Source organism: Moraxella haemolytica, assembly GCF_030177935.1.
Taxonomy (GTDB): Bacteria; Pseudomonadota; Gammaproteobacteria; order Pseudomonadales; family Moraxellaceae; genus Moraxella; species Moraxella haemolytica.
Genome location: NZ_CP089974.1, coordinates 1,255,413 through 1,272,214 on the forward strand (window position 1 = coordinate 1,255,413; position 16,802 = coordinate 1,272,214).

Genomic DNA, 16,802 nt, shown 5'->3' on the forward strand with positions numbered 1-16,802 from the left:
ACACCTTAAAATAAAGACAACTGCCCAGTACGCTGTTCACCAAATTTTGTGGTGGTCTGCCCCATCAGAATCTCTCGAAAATTCTCACGAGTCAGTTCGTTTAAATAAGGATTGGGCGTATTTAATGCCACAAAATATCTGGCACGATTGACCGACGCTCCCATTTGTTTGAGATGTTCAAGGGTAAGCGAAGTAAACTTACGAGCCTTAATGATTTTTTTGGCGGTACACACCCCAATGCCTGGCACACGCACAACCATCTGATAGGGTGCTGTTTGGATATTGACAGGGAAGTGTTCACGATGACGAATTGCCCATGCCAGCTTTGGGTCAAATTGTAAATCCAAAAAAGGCTGACCGGCATCAACAATCTCATCTGCCTCAAAGCCATAAAATCGCATGAGCCAATCTGCCTGATACAGACGATTTTCCCGAACCAATGGTACAGGCGTATTGACAGCAGGCAATCTGTCATCAGCAAGCATCGGTACATAACCTGAGTAGTACACTCGTTTTAAATCATATTTTTGATAAAAATGGCTTGATAGTCGGATGATTTGATGGTCTGTCTCGCCTGTTGCTCCGATGATGAACTGTGTGGACTGCCCTGCTGGGGTGAATTTTGGGGTATGTTTATGTACCTTGCGTGAATCCTTGAACTGTACGATTTGTTCTTGGACGGTTTGCATGGGTGTTTTCATGTCGTCATGGTTTTTTTCAGGAGCAAGCAATGCCAAGCCTGACTTGGTGGGGATTTCCATATTCACTGACAATCTATCGGCATACAACCCAGCCTCTTTCATCAATTCATCAGATGCCCCTGGAATGGTCTTTAAATGAATATATCCATGAAAGCCATGCTCGGTACGCAAAGTCTTGGCGACACGCACCAACCGCTCCATTGTATAATCCGCACTCTTAAAAATACCAGAACTTAAAAATAGCCCTTCGATATAATTTCGCCGATAAAACTGCATGGTTAAATCTACAACCTCCTCCACCGTAAAAGCAGCTCTAGGGGTGTCATGGCTACGCCTAGAAGTGCAGTAGGCACAGTCATATATGCAGTAATTAGTGAACAAAATTTTTAATAAAGACACACATCGCCCATCTTCTGTATAGCTGTGGCAAATACCTGACTTTGAAGCATTTCCCAAGCCACCTTGATTTTTACGATTGCCACCACTTGATGAGCATGAAACATCATATTTGGCAGCATCGGCAAGAATGGATAATTTTTCTTCGATACGGATATGATTCATGGATTTATTGGCTATTATTCTAATTGCTGAACTAAAAATTATGTTATGTTTGATATTTGAACTTTTATTATTATCATTGCACCATCGTCATCACTTGATACATACCTGTGCGATACAAGATGATTACTTATTACCATAAATGGGTATCAGCACTCATGAATTAAAGCGGTTCATGAGAGTTTATTAGGTTATTTTTTGTTAAAAAATTATCATTATTATGAATTTTTGTTTTTATTAAGGGCAATTCCACCCAAAATCCACTAGCACCCTACCAAATCCATCATCAAGTGGAGCGACCACTTCTACCCTATTTCCCCTCATGTCATCAAATGCCAAACGATGAGCGTGAAGCAACAACCGTGATACGCCAGTAAATGCTGCCACCGCACGATTTTGGGCGGTATCGCCATGCGTAGTATCGCCCACAATGGGGTGAAATAGGTGAGTCATGTGCCGTCTTAGCTGATGCTTACGCCCCGTAATGGGAGAAAGTTTCATGAGTGAATAGCGAGAAGTTGAGTAGCGTGGCGTAGAAACAAAGGGCATCTGAGTGGTTGCCAAACATTCATAGTCTGTGATTGCCGCCTCTGCGACTTTATCCACCTTAGCAAATTTATCAGCAATTTTATCCAGTCGCACCTTTAAGGGATAGTCAATCCGTCCGTTACCCGTCAGATGACCACGCACCACCGCTAAGTAGGATTTATCCACTGTATGAGTCTCAAACTGTGCCGATAGCACTCGTGCCGTCTCGCTAGATTTGGCAAACAGTAACACCCCCGATGTTGGGCGATCTAGGCGGTGCACAGGATAAACATACTGCCCCAACATATCACGCAAAGTTGTCATCACAAAGACGGTCTCATGTTTATCCAACCAAGAGCGATGCACAAGCATGCCGGCAGGCTTATTGACAACAACCAACTCGTCATCTTGATATAAAATTTCTAACATCACAACCCCACCAACCGACAACACAGTGTATCATATGCCATCTTTTCTTGCACATTTTGCCCCACAGCCACCATCATCTCATCAAGACTGGCTAAAAACGCCTCTGTTGCAGGCAAGTTTAACACCTGCTGACTCATCAAGGCTTGAACATCAATATCAGTATGGCGACTGTCCAAACCCAAGCCTAATCGCACTAAGTCATTTAGCATCAGTCGTGTCAGCACCACAAAATCACCAAAACCCATCACACTCTGCCAATAATCACTTGCTGCAATGGGCGTTCTTGTTCCACTTCTAAGAGCAAGCCAAGTTTTTAACCAAAGCGTCCGTTGATTAAACCATGCCGTCTGTGGCAATTTTACCGCCTTTAACACCGCCCCATCTGCCAAATCCAGACATAAGCGTGAGAGTGATTCATCACCCAATTCATCAGTTACAAACTCCAATGCCTGTCCATAATCAATACGATTTAATGGCAGATTTTGCACACGGCTTTTGATGGTGGGTAGCAATCTGGCAGGATTGTCGCTAATTAACATTAAATGTACGCCAGCTCGTGGTTCTTCTAAGGTTTTAAGCAGGGCATTAGCCGCCCCCACTGACAGGCTTTCTGCATGGTCAAGTACAATAAGTCTCACACCTCGACCTTTGATATGGCTATACTCTTGTAAGTCTCTCACCTCATCAATCTTAATAGAAGCTCCATCCACCTCCTCACTTGTTGGCAAGCTCCCTGATGGAAGCACCATCAAATCAGGGTGCGTACCAGCAACAAGCCAAGTACAGCTCTCACATAGCCCGCACGCCCCACTTTCATGCTTATTTTGACAAAGTAGCCATGCCATAAATCGCCAGACAAATGCACGCTTACCAATGCCTGCCATACCACTTGCTAAAAGTCCGTGTGGCAGTTTACTATCATAAAACTGGCGAGTAGCTTGTTCCCAAGCCTGTTTTTGCCAAGCAAGTAATGGGGTAAAATAAGGTAGCTGTTCCTGCTCATTCATGAGATGACATCCATATAGGTTTCTTGATGAAATCTTAATATCACACTCTTAAAGTCAAACATCATTACCCCACTCCTTAAAACTTCAAAAGCTCATCTACCGCCATCGCATTTAACCTGTCCAAATCCTCTTTTGTATCAACCCCTAATGGCAGGGCAACTTTGGCAACATCAATGGCAATTCGCCCCCCATTTTCTAAAATACGCAGCTGCTCTAGACTTTCTAACTTTTCAAGTTTGCCTTGCTCCCATCCGCTAAATTCTTTTAGCAGTCTGACACGATAGGCATACAACCCCAAATGGCGATAGGCGTTTTTTGGCACATTGCCAAGCTCACCTGTCAAACTACCATCTCTATCGTACGGAATGGGACTGCGACTAAAATACAAGGCTTGATTACCCGCCTTAACCACTTTAACCACTGAATTTTTATAAAAATTCTCAAGATTATCAATGACCTCGCACAAAGTTGCCATCATACAATCAGGATTTTTTAATAAAAGATTTTTGGTTTGCTCTAAGAGTAAAGGTGGAACAAGCGGTTCATCGCCTTGCATATTCACCACAATGTCATCATCTGCCAGACCCAAAAGCTCTACCACCTCGCTTAATCTGTCCGTGCCTGATGCGTGCTCACCTGTCATCACAACAGGCACGCCTGCATCTTGACACACTTGATAAATCCGCTCATCATCAGTCGCCACACACACGCTATCAGCAAAAGTCGCCTTCATCGCTTTATCCACCGTCCACAAAATCATTGGTCTACCATGGATTTCTAGCAAAGGTTTGGCAGGCAGGCGAGTAGATTGATAGCGAGCAGGAATGACGATATGGGTTTTTGGATTGGCTTGCACGAATAACTCCTTAAAGTCATGTTAGATTTTGTTTAAAACAACTTTTGATCATGTGTATTACGGCTATCTTTTAAAAGATTTGATGAATTGAATTGGGCGTTGTTTTTAAGACAGTGTATTTTTTTATAAGGATAACTTATGATGGCAGCTCTTGATAAAAATGCGTACAACTTTTGATTTAAAAGCAACCTTTTATCATAATCATGCAATATCAAATCTATCCAATACCGCATCCATCTGCCGATAGACACTCTCTGACAGCACCATTTGCACAGGCAACACCCAGATATTATCAAAAATAGCATGGGGGATATCTTTAGCAAGTTCACGCAGTTTGACAGCGTCTTTGGTGGTGGTGATAATCGGTAAATCAGTCAAATCCAACAGGTCATCAATATCAAAGGCGTGATGGTCACCAAATGGCTTCTCTACCACTTCAAAACCCAAATCTGACAAGGTTTTAAAAAATCGTACAGGATAACCAATACCACTCACAGCATAGATTTTTTGGGGCATTAAAGATGTATCGCTCGCCAATAGTGGCATGGGACGACCAGAGATTAGGTGCATGAGTAGAGCATCGTCAGCATACCGCTCGGCTCGGCTATCATGATAGATAATGGTCGCTCCTGTCAGTCGGTCAAGCGGTTCACGCAAAAATCCCTGTGGAAAGAGTTTGCCATTACCAAACCCACGCATGCCATCAACCACAATCCATTCCACATCACGGTGTAAGGCATAATGCTGTAAGCCATCATCACTGATAATCAGCTGTAAATCAGGATAGCTTTCCATCAGTAAGTCAATCGCCTGTCCACGATTTGCCCCCACCGCCATCGGCACAAAGGTTTCATTCACAATCAAACATGGTTCATCGCCCACCTCTTTAGGGGTGCTGTTTTTTTGCACAAGGGTGGGATTCTTAGATTCTCGCCCATAGCCACGACTAATCACACCCACCTTTATGTCTTTTTGTTGCAAATAACGCACAAGTGCGATAATCAGTGGAGTCTTACCACTACCGCCTACTGTGATATTCCCAATCACCATCACAGGAATTGGGGCGTGATATTTGGTAAGTGTATGATTATCATACAAGGACTTACGCACACGACCCACCACGCCATACAATGACGACAGAGGGGCAAGGGTATTTAACCATGGGGACTGAGTCTGCCACGCCTGCGTGATAAGAAGTTCGGCTTTTTTCATGCCAGACCGCCCTGATTCACTTCGCTTATTTGCTCATCAAAGGTGCGTTCATACATGGTGCGATACATACCACCTTTAGCAAACAGCTCATCATGCGTACCCATCTCCACAATCTGCCCATTATCCATGACAACAATGCGGTCAGCATTGGCAATGGTAGATAAGCGATGGGCGATGACCAGAGTTGTCCGCCCTGCCATGACTGTCTGCAGTGCCTTTTGGATGTAGTATTCAGATTCGTTATCCAAAGCAGATGTCGCTTCATCTAAAATAAGAATCGGAGCATCTTTTAATAAAGCCCGTGCGATAGAAAGTCGTTGACGCTGACCACCAGAGAGCTGAAGACCATCGGCACCAATAAAACTGTCGTAGCCGTTAGGCAGTGCCATAATAAAATCATGAGCATAAGCATCTTTACTCGCCTGCACTATGTCATCAAGTGGCTTATCAGCGAGCAAACCATAAGCAATGTTGTGAGCGATACTGTCCAAAAATAGCGTAACTTGCTGATTGACTGTCGCAACCTGCTCGCGCAAAACAGACAGCTTAATCTCGTCAATGGGTATGCCATCTATCAAAACCTGACCACTTGTAGGACTAAGCGTACGAGTCAGTAAATTCACCAGTGTGGTTTTGCCAGAACCTGACCGCCCCACAACCGCCACCGTCTCGCCTGCCTTAATAGATAGATTTAAGTTTTTAATCGCCTGCGTACCACTGTCATAAGTTAAATTAACATCACAAAAATCTATATCACCCACAATGGCAGGGGTTAATAACCCTGCATCATGCTCTTCTGGAGTATCTAATAATTCAAAGATAGACAGTCCTGCAGCAATACCCCTCTGAAGTTTTTGGTTGACATCAGTCAAAGCCTTGACAGGGCGAGCCAATAGTCCTGCTGCTACTAAGTATGATGCAAACTCACCTGCACTGGTATCACCCAACACTTGTGGACGCAAGGATAACCAGATAACAAAGCACATACCCACCGCCATGAGTAACTGGATAAGCGGTGTGTTAATGGCAGCTAAAATGGTGATTTTTAGCCCCTTATTTAAGTTTTCTAAAGAAGCCTTCTCAAATCGCTTAGATTCATAAGCCTGACCGCCATAGTTTTTGACCACCTGATAACCTGTAATGGCTTCATTGGTGATGTGGCTGACCGCACTCATCGTATCTTGAATGTCTATAGATAAAGTAGCAAAACGCCTAGAGACTTGCTTAATCAACCAAAAAATCGGCGGAACAATCACCATTAACACCAGCGTAAGTCGCCAATTGGTATAAAATAAAAAGCCAAACAAAGCAATAACTGTTAGACCATCTTTTAATAGCGTTGTGATGGATTCGGTGGTGGCCGCAGTTACCTGTTCCACATCAAAGATGAGTTTAGAAGAAATTGTACCAGCAGGGTTTTTTAGATAAAAATCAGCAGGTAGCTTGAGTAGCTTTTTAAATACTTCCACTCGCAGACTATATACCAAACTCCTTGCCATTACCGCTGCATAATAGCTACCCAAAAATGCCCCAACCCCACGAAATACAAACAATAAAATTACCAAAAACGGAAACCAAAACTTGCGTACATTATCGTTGTTATTAATCGCCTCAATAATGTATTCAAAAAGCTTGGCACTCGCCACCTCACTACCCGCACCAATGGCAAAACCAATCACCACCAAAACAAATGCCCACCAATATGGTTTTAGATACGACATCAGTCGGACAAAGATGGCAAACTTATCAGCACGCTCAAAAACTTGCGGTTTAGCGGATTTTTCTAAGGCAGTATTCATGGTATGTTTGCTTGATTAGGCGATGGATTTAGGTAGGGTTGACCAACTGGCTTGGGATAAATTTATTAACTCAGCTGACCCAAGCCAACCAGACAAGAACATAAAAAAGTGGTAGGCGACCGATTAAGGCAGTGGCATAAGATGACAATTACTGTAAGCCAAAATGGGTTAATAATCCTTGTAATTCATCATCGTCATGGAAAAATATTTCCACGCTACCACCACCATTTTTGCTTTGTTTGAGTTTGACCATTGCCCCTAATACCTCAGACAGCTTTTGATTGAGTAGGATAATCTCATGATTATCAGCATTGGCAGGCTTAGCAGGCTCTGGGTTTAAGATGGATTTGACTAATCTTTCAGCATCACGAACCGTCATCTTAGCATCAATGATTTTTTTGGCGATGATGGGCTGTTGTTTGGCAGACAATGACAATAAAGTGCGTGCATGACCCATATCAAGCAGACCTTCTTGCATATATTCTTTGACTGTGTCGTGCAGGTTGTTCAATCGCAGTAAATTAGATACAGTAGCACGAGCTTTGCCGACCACATCAGCAATCATTGCATGGCTCATGCCAAATTCGGTATGAAATCTCTGTAAAGCAGCGGCTTGCTCTAGGACATTTAGGTCTTCACGCTGAATATTTTCAATCAGTGCTAAAGCAATCGCCACCTCATCAGACAGCACCCGCTCAATGGCAGGAATGCTATCAAGCCCTGCCATTTTTGAAGCTCGCCACCGGCGTTCGCCTGCAATAATCTCATGGGTAACGCCCTGCTTTTTTTGCTCACCTGCCAACAATGGACGAATGACAATGGGCTGCATGACACCATGTTGACGAATAGAATTGGCAAGCTCGCTTAGCGTCTCTTCGTTCATCTTTTGGCGTGGCTGATATTTGCCTGATTGTAAACAAGCAGGGTTGATTTGAATTAAGGCGACTCGCTCAATATCATCGGTTATGCCACTTTTTTTAGCCTTGGCTTTTTTCTTGGATTTTTTGATTTTATTCAAACCAGCGGATTTGCCCTTCGTCTCATCATCAAGCAAGCTAAAATCTACTTTATCCGTAACTTGCTCTTGATTAGGCGTGGCTGTAGTAGGTGCAGATTCAATAATCTGCCGTTCTTGCTTAATCTTGCCCATCAGGACATCTAATCCACGCCCTGTACTAAGTCCGCGTTTTTTCATGCTATTTTCCAAGTCAAACCACATGGCACGCCTACGATGCCACTACTAAAATCAGCCCAAAGTTGATATTCTAGCACAGTTTTTGGCTGTTTGTCATTTACCAGTCAAACTGGGCTCGTACTTTAGCTTGGAACCGTTCAGGTTCTTGTGTCTGCTCCACCACTTCATTCATCAGATGATGATAAGCGATTGCCCCTTTTGACGACTTTTCGTAGCCAAAAATTGACTGTCCAAAACTTGGTGCTTCAGCAAGACGCACGCTTCTTGGGATTGCCGTTTTATATAAAAGCTCACCAAAATAATTTTCAAGTTCTACAGAAACATCTTGAGCAAGCGTATTTCGCCCATCATACATGGTGCGAACCACACCACGCACCTGCAAATCAGGATTGATATCTTTAAGTCGTTTGATGGTGTCAATCAAATCCACCACACCCTCAAGAGCATAATACTCACACTGCATGGGAATGATGACATTCTTAGCGACAGCAAAGGCGTTAATCGTCAGCATGCTAAGGCTTGGAGCACAGTCCATAATCACATAATCATAGCCAAATTTTCCACTTTTTTTAGCGGTTTTAAAGGCTTTTTTTAATAAAAACGGTGCATCTTCCACATCAGCAAGCGATACATCAATACCTGCCAAATCACGGTTTGATCCCACGACATCAAAGCCTGCTGGTGCATTTTTTTGTATGACTTTATGTAGTTTTACACCATCAAGCAACACATCAACAATACTCGCCTCCAACTCATTCTTATCAAGCCCTGCCCCTGTGGTGGCATTGCCTTGCGGGTCTAAGTCAATGAGCAATACTTTGTATTTGCCAATCACGGACAATGCCGCTGCCAAATTGACCGCCGTAGTGGTTTTACCCACTCCGCCTTTTTGATTGGCAATTGCGATAATTTCCATACGATACCTTAAAATCTACCTGTTGTATTATTAAGCTGATGCTGTTTAATTTTTGATATGATGCAACTTTAAAATGACTTGGTATTATACCCTGCTTAGATACACCACACACCGCTCATCGCTCATCTGTGGCACACTGATGGGCTTAATCTGAACCTGCCAATCAACCAAGCGTGCCACCTCATCATCGGTTGGCATCTTGCCTTTCATGGCATATAAAACACCGCCCACCTTTAGATAGGGATTGGCAAGCTGTGTAAAGTCATCAAGACTGGCAAAGGCTCGAGAAGTAATAACATCAAACACACCTTCAAAATCTTCAATACGCCTTGCCACAGGCGTGATATTATCAAGCCCCAGCTCACCTGCCATCTGACGGATAAAACGCACTTTTTTGCCATTACTATCAAGTGCAACAACCTGCCAATCAGGTCGCATGATGGCAATGATTACCGCTGGCAAGCCTGCCCCTGTGCCAATATCTAGCACACTGACATCTGATTTGTCGGCAAATGGCAAGCCGGCAATGATTGCCAAACAGTCTAATATATGCTTAATAAAGGCTTCTTTTGGTACGGTGATGGCGGTCAGATTGTACACCTTCGTCCAAAGCAATAAATTATCCAAGTATGCCAAAAGCTGATGGAGTTGTGTCTGACTAAAAGTCAAGTTAAGAGCCTTGGCACTTTGCTGCAAGTCTGCAATAAAGCCATCAGCATGGTTAAATATTTTATGGTAGGTATTGTTCATGACATCATTAAATGGTTGTGGTAAAAGGTGAAGTTTATCAAATTTTTAATTTTTAAACAGGTTTTATGCCATCGATTGACGAATAAGGGCAAATTTTTCATGCCTTGATGTCTCTATAACGACCGCCAATTCGCCCAATAAGGCAGTGGGTAAAACACCTATATTTACTTACCTTACCCTTTATGTGCATTAATTATAGCCTTAGTACATCATTAACATGCCTAACAACACAGCGAAAAACCCAACTGAATTATCATCAATCTTTTTTTGATTATTTTAACATTAAATGAACAATCATTGTACCACTTTGCCATTATTCCAAACAACAACCGCTAAAAAATGCGATTGATATTCGCCAGTAGTGCAGGATTTGGGTTACACCTAATGAATAACAATCAATTGCTAGCCCATTTCATCAAGTCCCTATTTTGTCGCAGGATTATCTGTTAAAATACACTTTTTTGGATTAGATAATAGCACCAATGACCAATCAATACCCCTACCACTTACCTCACACCGCTCTTACTCACACCACCAACCCCCAAACCCTGCCAGACACACCCCCTGTCTTTGACCCTTATTTTGGACAGAATCGTGCCGTCAAAGCCATACGGACTGCTCTTGATATTAAAGCCAGTGGTTATCATATCTTTGCTGTGGGCGAGAATGGGCTAGGCAAACGCACACTCATCACTCGCCTTTTGCGTGAACGAGCCAAAAACGAACCGACCCCATGTGACCTTGTATTTGTGCATAATTTTGACAATCCACGCCTACCCATTGCCATACAGCTTCCCACAGGGCTTGGCAAGACATTACATCACGACATCAACAAACTTTGGCAAGCCTGCCAAAAAAAACTTTACCAAAAATTCAACAGCCTTAATTATCAAAAACAGCTTGCCACTCTAAAAGAGCAATCTCAAGAGCAAGAAAAAGCACTCATTCGTGAATTTAATATCCTTGCTGCACCTTTTAACATCGTATTAACTTCCGCCATTTTACATGATGAAAAAACTCCTGCCTTCGCCCCACTAGACCATCAAAAACCCATAGATGATAAGGCTCAAAATAAACTACACAAAAAACTCATCAATCTTAATTTTACCCTAGATGAGCTAGAAAACACCACCAATGATAAAATTGACGCTCTAAACGAAAGCCTTGCCAATAAATTATTAATACCATTATTTGAACCATTACTGAGCAAATATCAAGGCATCATTAAAGATAAAAATGAAAAAAACAAAGTTTTAACCCACCTAAAAAATACGCTAGCCGATATGGTTATGTATTCTTTGGAGATTGTAGATAAAGAAGGGGAATTTAATGGCTCTAACACCCCTGCCAAATACAGCATTAATGTCTTAGTATCACACACACCAGATAGCGGAGCACCGATTGTATTTGAGGAGCTTCCTACACATCTTAATCTACTTGGACATATTGAGTACACCACCGAGCTTGGCACAGCATATAGCGATGTATCCATGATACGAGCAGGTGCATTAATGCAGGCAAATGGTGGGTATTTGATTTTAGAAGCATTAAGTTTATTGGAGCATCCTTACGCATGGCAGGGGCTAAAGCGTGCCTTGCAGTCAGGACAGATTAGATTGTCCAGCCTAGAACAAATGCTCACCTTGACAGGTTCTTTATCACTAGAACCAATGAGTGTGCCATTATCAGTTAAAGTTATCTTGCTTGGAGAGCCAGATTTATATTATGAGTTATTAGAATTTGAGCCTGAATTTAATGCCGTTTTTAAAATTAGAGCCGATTTTAATGATATGGTCGCACGCAATGTTGATCACGAATGTCAAATGATTGCTAAAATCAATGACATTGGTCAAAAACATCAGTTATTGCCATTTGATAATACCGCCCATGCCAAACTCATTGATATCTTATCATTATATTGCGATGACCAATATAAACTAGATTTACATAGCGACCGATTAACCCAACTTTTACTAGAAAGTCATCGTAACGCATTATTAGACAAACAAAAAGTCATTACCGACAAACACATCAAAAGCACCCTAAATGACATAAAAGATAGGCTTGGGCTACTAAAAGAGCTGTATTGGCAAGAAATCAAAAATGGACAGCAACTCATTAGCACCACAGGAACAAAAGTTGGACAAGTTAACGCTTTAACTGTGATTAGCTATGCTGATAGCGAGTTTGGAATGCCAGCTCGCCTAACCGCTGTCATCGCCCCTAAGTTTGGAACAGGCGAAATCTTAGACATTGAGCGAGATGTGGAACTGGGTGGTAGTTTACACGCCAAAGGAATGATGATCATGACCAGTTTTTTGCGGTCGGTATTTAGCCAGTTTGGGCAAATGAATTTTTCAGCAAGTCTTGCTTTTGAACAAAGTTATGGGCAGATTGACGGCGATAGTGCCACCCTTGCTGAGTGTTGTGCATTACTATCCGCCCTAGCAAATATCCCCATCAATCAATCGCTTGCCATCACAGGCTCCATGAATCAACTGGGGGAGGCTCAAGCAATAGGTGGAGTCAATGCCAAAATTACCGGTTTTTTTGAAGTATGCCAAGAGCATGGCTTGACAGGCAAACAAGGAGTCATTATCCCAAGAGCAAACCTAAATAATCTGATGCTCAACGATGATGTAATCACAGCTGTCAAAAATGGGGAATTTGCCATTTATGCAGTGGACAATATTTATGAGGCATTGCAATTATTAACCGATATGCCAGTCAATGACAAAAATAAAAAAGGTAGTTACAAAAAAGGCACGCTGTTTTATCAAGTGATTAAACGCTTGGCAAGCTGGGAGGATAAAGATGAAAAATAAATCTTTCAAAAGCTATCCCACCCATAAAACCAAGGGCTATCGCACGATTGCGGACAGCCCTAGATTGTTATATGGAGTGGCGTACTACAAACAGGTAATTTAAATGATTGATTTTATTATATTTATTTTTTAAATTTTTTTTCAATACCAACAATAATACCAACAAAATTCAAAGTAACCCCTTATTTTACCATTTTTACCCACCTTTTTTTGTCATTCCAAGCAGATAAAAAAGAATGGTTTTTACACCATTCTTTTAAATTTACCAACCTATAAGCCCACTACCACCGCCCCAGTGATAAGGTACAGTTATGGGAAGTTGCTCTCTTCTCAACACGCCATATCTTAACGCATCAGCTCCGTGGTCTGCTCTATCACTTGCCATATCTTCAGGGCGTTTATCATCTCTGCATTGAATTGGTAAAGTTTCCCATAAATATTTACAGTTAGCACAAATATATAAACCAGCTCTATCAGGTTTGCCAGCATCAGCTAATAATCGCCTTAATACATTCCAACCTGTTATCCTGTCTGCTTTTTTTGCCCTGCTAAAATATACACCCTCCTTACTAAATTCATCAGCGATTGAACCGCTGGCGTGTCCACCCTTAGCAAATATCGCATCATCAGCAACGCCCCTAGCGTTTATCTGCCAATAATTACACATCTTTTTAATTTCTTCTGCCAGTGTTGGTACTGTCCAGCCCAAGCCAACATTTAAATTATTATGCTTGTGTGTTACCAACTCATCAACCACCACTATTGAGCCTTTGGGGTAATATCTGCCATTCACAGTATCGCCAAAACTTTCACACATAACCAAAGTTGCAGACGGTGCAGACGAACCAAAATCATGAGATAACCACCAATTCCAACCCTCTGGAATTTCTTTCCATTCTTCAATCATTGAGCGTTTTTCATCAAGCACATTGGCAAAATACGCCCCACGATTAACCGCCCAATTACCATTTAACCATGCTTGCAATAATTCAGGGTCATCAGGGCAAGCCGCTTGTAATTGCTCTTGGTATTGTTCACGGTCAATAAATTGATTATCCAAGAAAGTACTACTTGCCGTTATCCAAGTGCGTTTGCTTTTTGGCTCGTGATAGGGTTGCCAGCTCTGATTACCATTAAATACATATCTTTTAGCTATCCAGTGATGCCCTACGCCAGCAGGGTTTGCACTTAGCACCATTCTAATGGGGATTTCTTCACTACCACGCAAATTTGAACGCATCAAATCTAATAACTTAAGGTCGGAATATTGCCCAGCTTCATCAACAACCAGTAAATTAAATGAACGCCCTTGATATTTTGAATAATCTGCAAAGCTCTCTAGTTGTCCAAGCTCCAAATAACCACCGTTCGGAAAACGCCAAATATGTTCGGTTTGGTTGTATCTGGCACTTGTGCCATAAACCTTGCCAAACAGTTCACGACAAATCAACTCAAAATCCGCCAAGCCCTTATAAGTTTTTCTCAAAAACAATACTCGTGCTTTTTCCTTGTATTTTTCAATATGGCGTAAAATTAAAATAGCAATGCCGTACGATTTGCCACCGCCACGCCCACCCAATAAGGCAATATCCACATTCTCGGGAATTAGTAACATTTTATGTTGGAAATTATTTAGCTGTATGCCGTCCATTATTCAAGCTCCTTTGGATTAATCACTTTCATAAATTGCCCCAAGTCTTCAGCGGGTGCAGGAATGTTAAAAGTAATTGCCACTTTGTTTTGTTGTTCGGTTTGGTCGTATTCTTTATAGCCATGCCGTGCCTTTAACAAGAATATGGCGGCGGTTGTGTTACCTTTTAGGGTTGCTTGTTCAAATAGTGCATTATGTAGGGCGTATCGCTCCTTTTCTAAGCCTAATTTGTAGGCTTCTTCCACTTCTGGGAACTTTTCACGCCATGCATAAAATAAATCTTTGGATATTTTACAAGCCTTGCAAATACTAGGGATTGAATGTCCTTTACTGGCGTATTCTTCAATAAGTTGTAAATGCTGTTCGTTTGGTTGTTTTCGTGTTGCCTTAACTGCTGGATTTCGTGCCATTGTATTGCTCCGATAAAATAAGGGCTAAAAAGCCCCTATTTGTTATTTGCTGATTAAGAATGCTAAAGGAATGTTTTTGCGGTCGGTTACACGCTTCCAGTGTTCGGCTTTTGCTAGTTCTGCAATGGTTGGGCTTTCGCCTTGTAAATCGGCTTCCACCCAGCTAAATCCAAGCGGCTGGATTGCCACATTTAAGCGACTATGTAAAATCTGCATACCGCCACCATAGCCAGCACTTTCAATCACTTCTACGGCTGTTGCATTGCTATGTTTAGGTGGTGCAATGCCATAACCAAACGCCCCACGCCCCAAAAGCACCGTTAAATAATTGCCTTGCTCATCAGGTGTTAAGCCGTCATCAATAATAACCATCAACCCCCTAAATGTTTGAAATGGTTTGCCGCTGCTGTCTTGTATGGTTTGGATTAGGTCATTTTTGAGTGCATCAAAGTAAATTTTTGAGTGCATTGCGATGGCTACAACATCCCCAAAACTATCGCCAAGTGTAGCAGCGGTGTCAATAACTGCAATGCTTGAAAAGCCGTTGTTTTTTGATAAGGTGCTAATGTCATGAACCATATCGCCAGCATCATTTACCTTGTTGCTTGCCAAAACACCTTTTAGACTGGCAATCAGTCGTTTTTGTAGCTGTTGTTGCCAATAGTCTTTTACTCGCTCTTGAATGGCTTCTAATGGGTTACTTCCTGCAATTTCAGCAGATAACCCCATAGACGACCAAGAATTATGCAAGTAGGCTTTGCGTGTTACTTGCTTATAGCTTGTGATTTTCTTTGGGGTTGAGTGTTCTTCGGGATTGTCCGAGATAATATCAGCTTCATCCCCATTTGCAATATCACGCCAAAACGGAATATTAAACGAAGTTGAGCCACTTTGTAGCATTGTTGAGATTTGGGCATTTGGCAATAAAAGCCCACTTTTGACAAGATTTGATTTTGTCGCTGTATTTTCTAGGATATAGCCTGTGAATTGTTCAGGTGCGATAATATCGCTTAATTGAGTGGTTGCCATGTTATATTCTCCAATAGCAAATTAAAGTTATTGATGAATATTTTGCATAACAAAATAGGATAGGTCATAAACCTGTTTTGAAAAAAGATTAAAGCCCTGCATAGCAAGGCTTTAGCCCATTTACGGAAGTTTTATTATACACTATTGTAAGCCAAATTGTATAGGGATTACGCTGTTTTCTGCCTTTGCAATTTGTTTTTTATGCTCTTCTAGTGCGATAATTTGTCTTTGGTAAAACTCAATACTATCTTGGCTGTTTTTGATTGATTTTTTTGCTTCTTGTAAATAATTCTCTGCAATCGCAACCGTTTTAACGCCATCTAAATTTACTTCTTTTTTACCATATATATTATTGTAGGCAAAAATATACCTAGCATATTTATTTTGTAATTCTCTTAACTCTTCTTCGCCCACCAATTCCCCATTAGGATTTAAAAATGCATATCCAGTCATTTGCACTTGGTCATAAGCCCTATCAATAATTTTAGTGCCAATCTTTTTTGGCGGTTGTTTTTGAAGCACAATTCCATCAACATAACCGACCTTGTAACCCTGCTTCTTTAACTCAAACTGCATATAATCCATATATTCAGGGATAACATTTAACGCATATAATACCATCATTTCATGTTGTGCTACTTTGTAGTCGTCCAATTCTTGTTTAATATTTCTTAATTGTTCAAGCTCTGTTTGCAAATTCTCCATTTCGGTTTTGGTTTGCAAATGGGCGGTTTTTTCAGCTTTTAATTTGCCAATAACTTCAATTTTTTTATTGTTTAATTTGTCAATTTCTATGGCTAAATCTTCAGCCGTTTTTGCTTGATTTTCGGTTGGGTTTTCTTCAGGTGCTGGCGGTGTTTGCTCGTCCACCTGCTCCATATTTTCGTTTAAAACTTCTTGATTTTGTAAAGTCTCATTAGTCATAAATATTGCTCC

The 16,802-nt window shown here is 41.6% G+C and carries 14 protein-coding genes; 1 reads left to right on the top strand and 13 read right to left on the bottom strand.

Going from position 1 to position 16,802, the window contains the following annotated elements; translation table 11 throughout:
• Positions 1-5 precede the first annotated feature (5 nt).
• From LU276_RS05900 to rsmG, 9 genes are all read right to left on the bottom strand, one after another.
• Positions 6-1,262, bottom strand: coding sequence for a putative DNA modification/repair radical SAM protein (locus tag LU276_RS05900; RefSeq protein WP_284672947.1), 1,257 nt, complete (start codon positions 1,260-1,262; stop codon positions 6-8).
• 234 nt (positions 1,263-1,496) lie between these two features.
• Positions 1,497-2,216 carry a tRNA pseudouridine(65) synthase TruC gene (truC, locus tag LU276_RS05905; RefSeq protein WP_284672948.1) on the bottom strand — a complete coding sequence of 240 codons (720 nt, stop codon included), beginning with the start codon at positions 2,214-2,216 and terminating at the stop codon, positions 1,497-1,499.
• Positions 2,216-3,223, bottom strand: coding sequence for a DNA polymerase III subunit delta' (locus LU276_RS05910; RefSeq protein WP_284672949.1), 1,008 nt, complete (start codon positions 3,221-3,223; stop codon positions 2,216-2,218). Before LU276_RS05910 ends, truC begins: the two co-directional genes overlap by 1 nt.
• Positions 3,224-3,299: 76 nt before the next feature.
• Positions 3,300-4,079: a 3-deoxy-manno-octulosonate cytidylyltransferase gene (gene kdsB, locus LU276_RS05915; protein WP_284672950.1), complete on the bottom strand. Its 780-nt coding sequence runs from the start codon at positions 4,077-4,079 to the stop codon at positions 3,300-3,302.
• Between the two features lie 201 nt (positions 4,080-4,280).
• Positions 4,281-5,291, bottom strand: coding sequence for a tetraacyldisaccharide 4'-kinase (lpxK, locus tag LU276_RS05920; protein ID WP_284672951.1), 1,011 nt, complete (start codon positions 5,289-5,291; stop codon positions 4,281-4,283).
• Positions 5,288-7,090 (bottom strand): lipid A export permease/ATP-binding protein MsbA, encoded by a 1,803-nt coding sequence (gene msbA, locus LU276_RS05925; RefSeq protein ID WP_418001261.1) that lies wholly within the window; start codon positions 7,088-7,090, stop codon positions 5,288-5,290. Before msbA ends, lpxK begins: the two co-directional genes overlap by 4 nt.
• A 148-nt stretch (positions 7,091-7,238) precedes the next feature.
• Entirely contained in the window at positions 7,239-8,285 is a 1,047-nt protein-coding gene (locus LU276_RS05930) for a ParB/RepB/Spo0J family partition protein (RefSeq protein ID WP_284672952.1), read from the bottom strand.
• A 97-nt stretch (positions 8,286-8,382) separates the two neighbouring features.
• The gene (locus LU276_RS05935) at positions 8,383-9,201 is read right to left on the bottom strand and encodes a ParA family protein (protein ID WP_284672953.1); all 819 of its coding nucleotides are present in this window, start codon (positions 9,199-9,201) and stop codon (positions 8,383-8,385) included.
• A gap of 84 nt (positions 9,202-9,285) precedes the next feature.
• On the bottom strand, positions 9,286-9,951 hold the full coding sequence (rsmG, locus tag LU276_RS05940; RefSeq protein ID WP_284672954.1) for a 16S rRNA (guanine(527)-N(7))-methyltransferase RsmG: 666 nt from the start codon (positions 9,949-9,951) through the stop codon (positions 9,286-9,288).
• 482 nt (positions 9,952-10,433) lie between these two features.
• Between rsmG and LU276_RS05945 the strand changes: the two genes are divergently transcribed.
• Positions 10,434-12,776 carry a Lon protease family protein gene (locus LU276_RS05945; protein WP_284672955.1) on the top strand — a complete coding sequence of 781 codons (2,343 nt, stop codon included), beginning with the start codon at positions 10,434-10,436 and terminating at the stop codon, positions 12,774-12,776.
• A gap of 262 nt (positions 12,777-13,038) precedes the next feature.
• Here the strand turns inward: LU276_RS05945 and LU276_RS05950 are convergent, their stop codons facing one another.
• The 4 genes from LU276_RS05950 to LU276_RS05965 form a co-directional block, all read right to left on the bottom strand.
• On the bottom strand, positions 13,039-14,391 hold the full coding sequence (locus LU276_RS05950) for a phage terminase large subunit (RefSeq protein WP_284672956.1): 1,353 nt from the start codon (positions 14,389-14,391) through the stop codon (positions 13,039-13,041).
• 35 nt (positions 14,392-14,426) lie between these two features.
• Positions 14,427-14,837, bottom strand: coding sequence for a transposase (locus LU276_RS05955; RefSeq protein WP_284672957.1), 411 nt, complete (start codon positions 14,835-14,837; stop codon positions 14,427-14,429).
• Between the two features lie 42 nt (positions 14,838-14,879).
• Positions 14,880-15,866 (bottom strand): major capsid protein, encoded by a 987-nt coding sequence (locus LU276_RS05960; RefSeq protein WP_284672958.1) that lies wholly within the window; start codon positions 15,864-15,866, stop codon positions 14,880-14,882.
• Between the two features lie 141 nt (positions 15,867-16,007).
• Positions 16,008-16,790, bottom strand: a complete 783-nt coding sequence (locus tag LU276_RS05965) for a hypothetical protein (protein WP_284672959.1) — start codon at positions 16,788-16,790, stop codon at positions 16,008-16,010.
• Positions 16,791-16,802 lie beyond the last annotated feature (12 nt).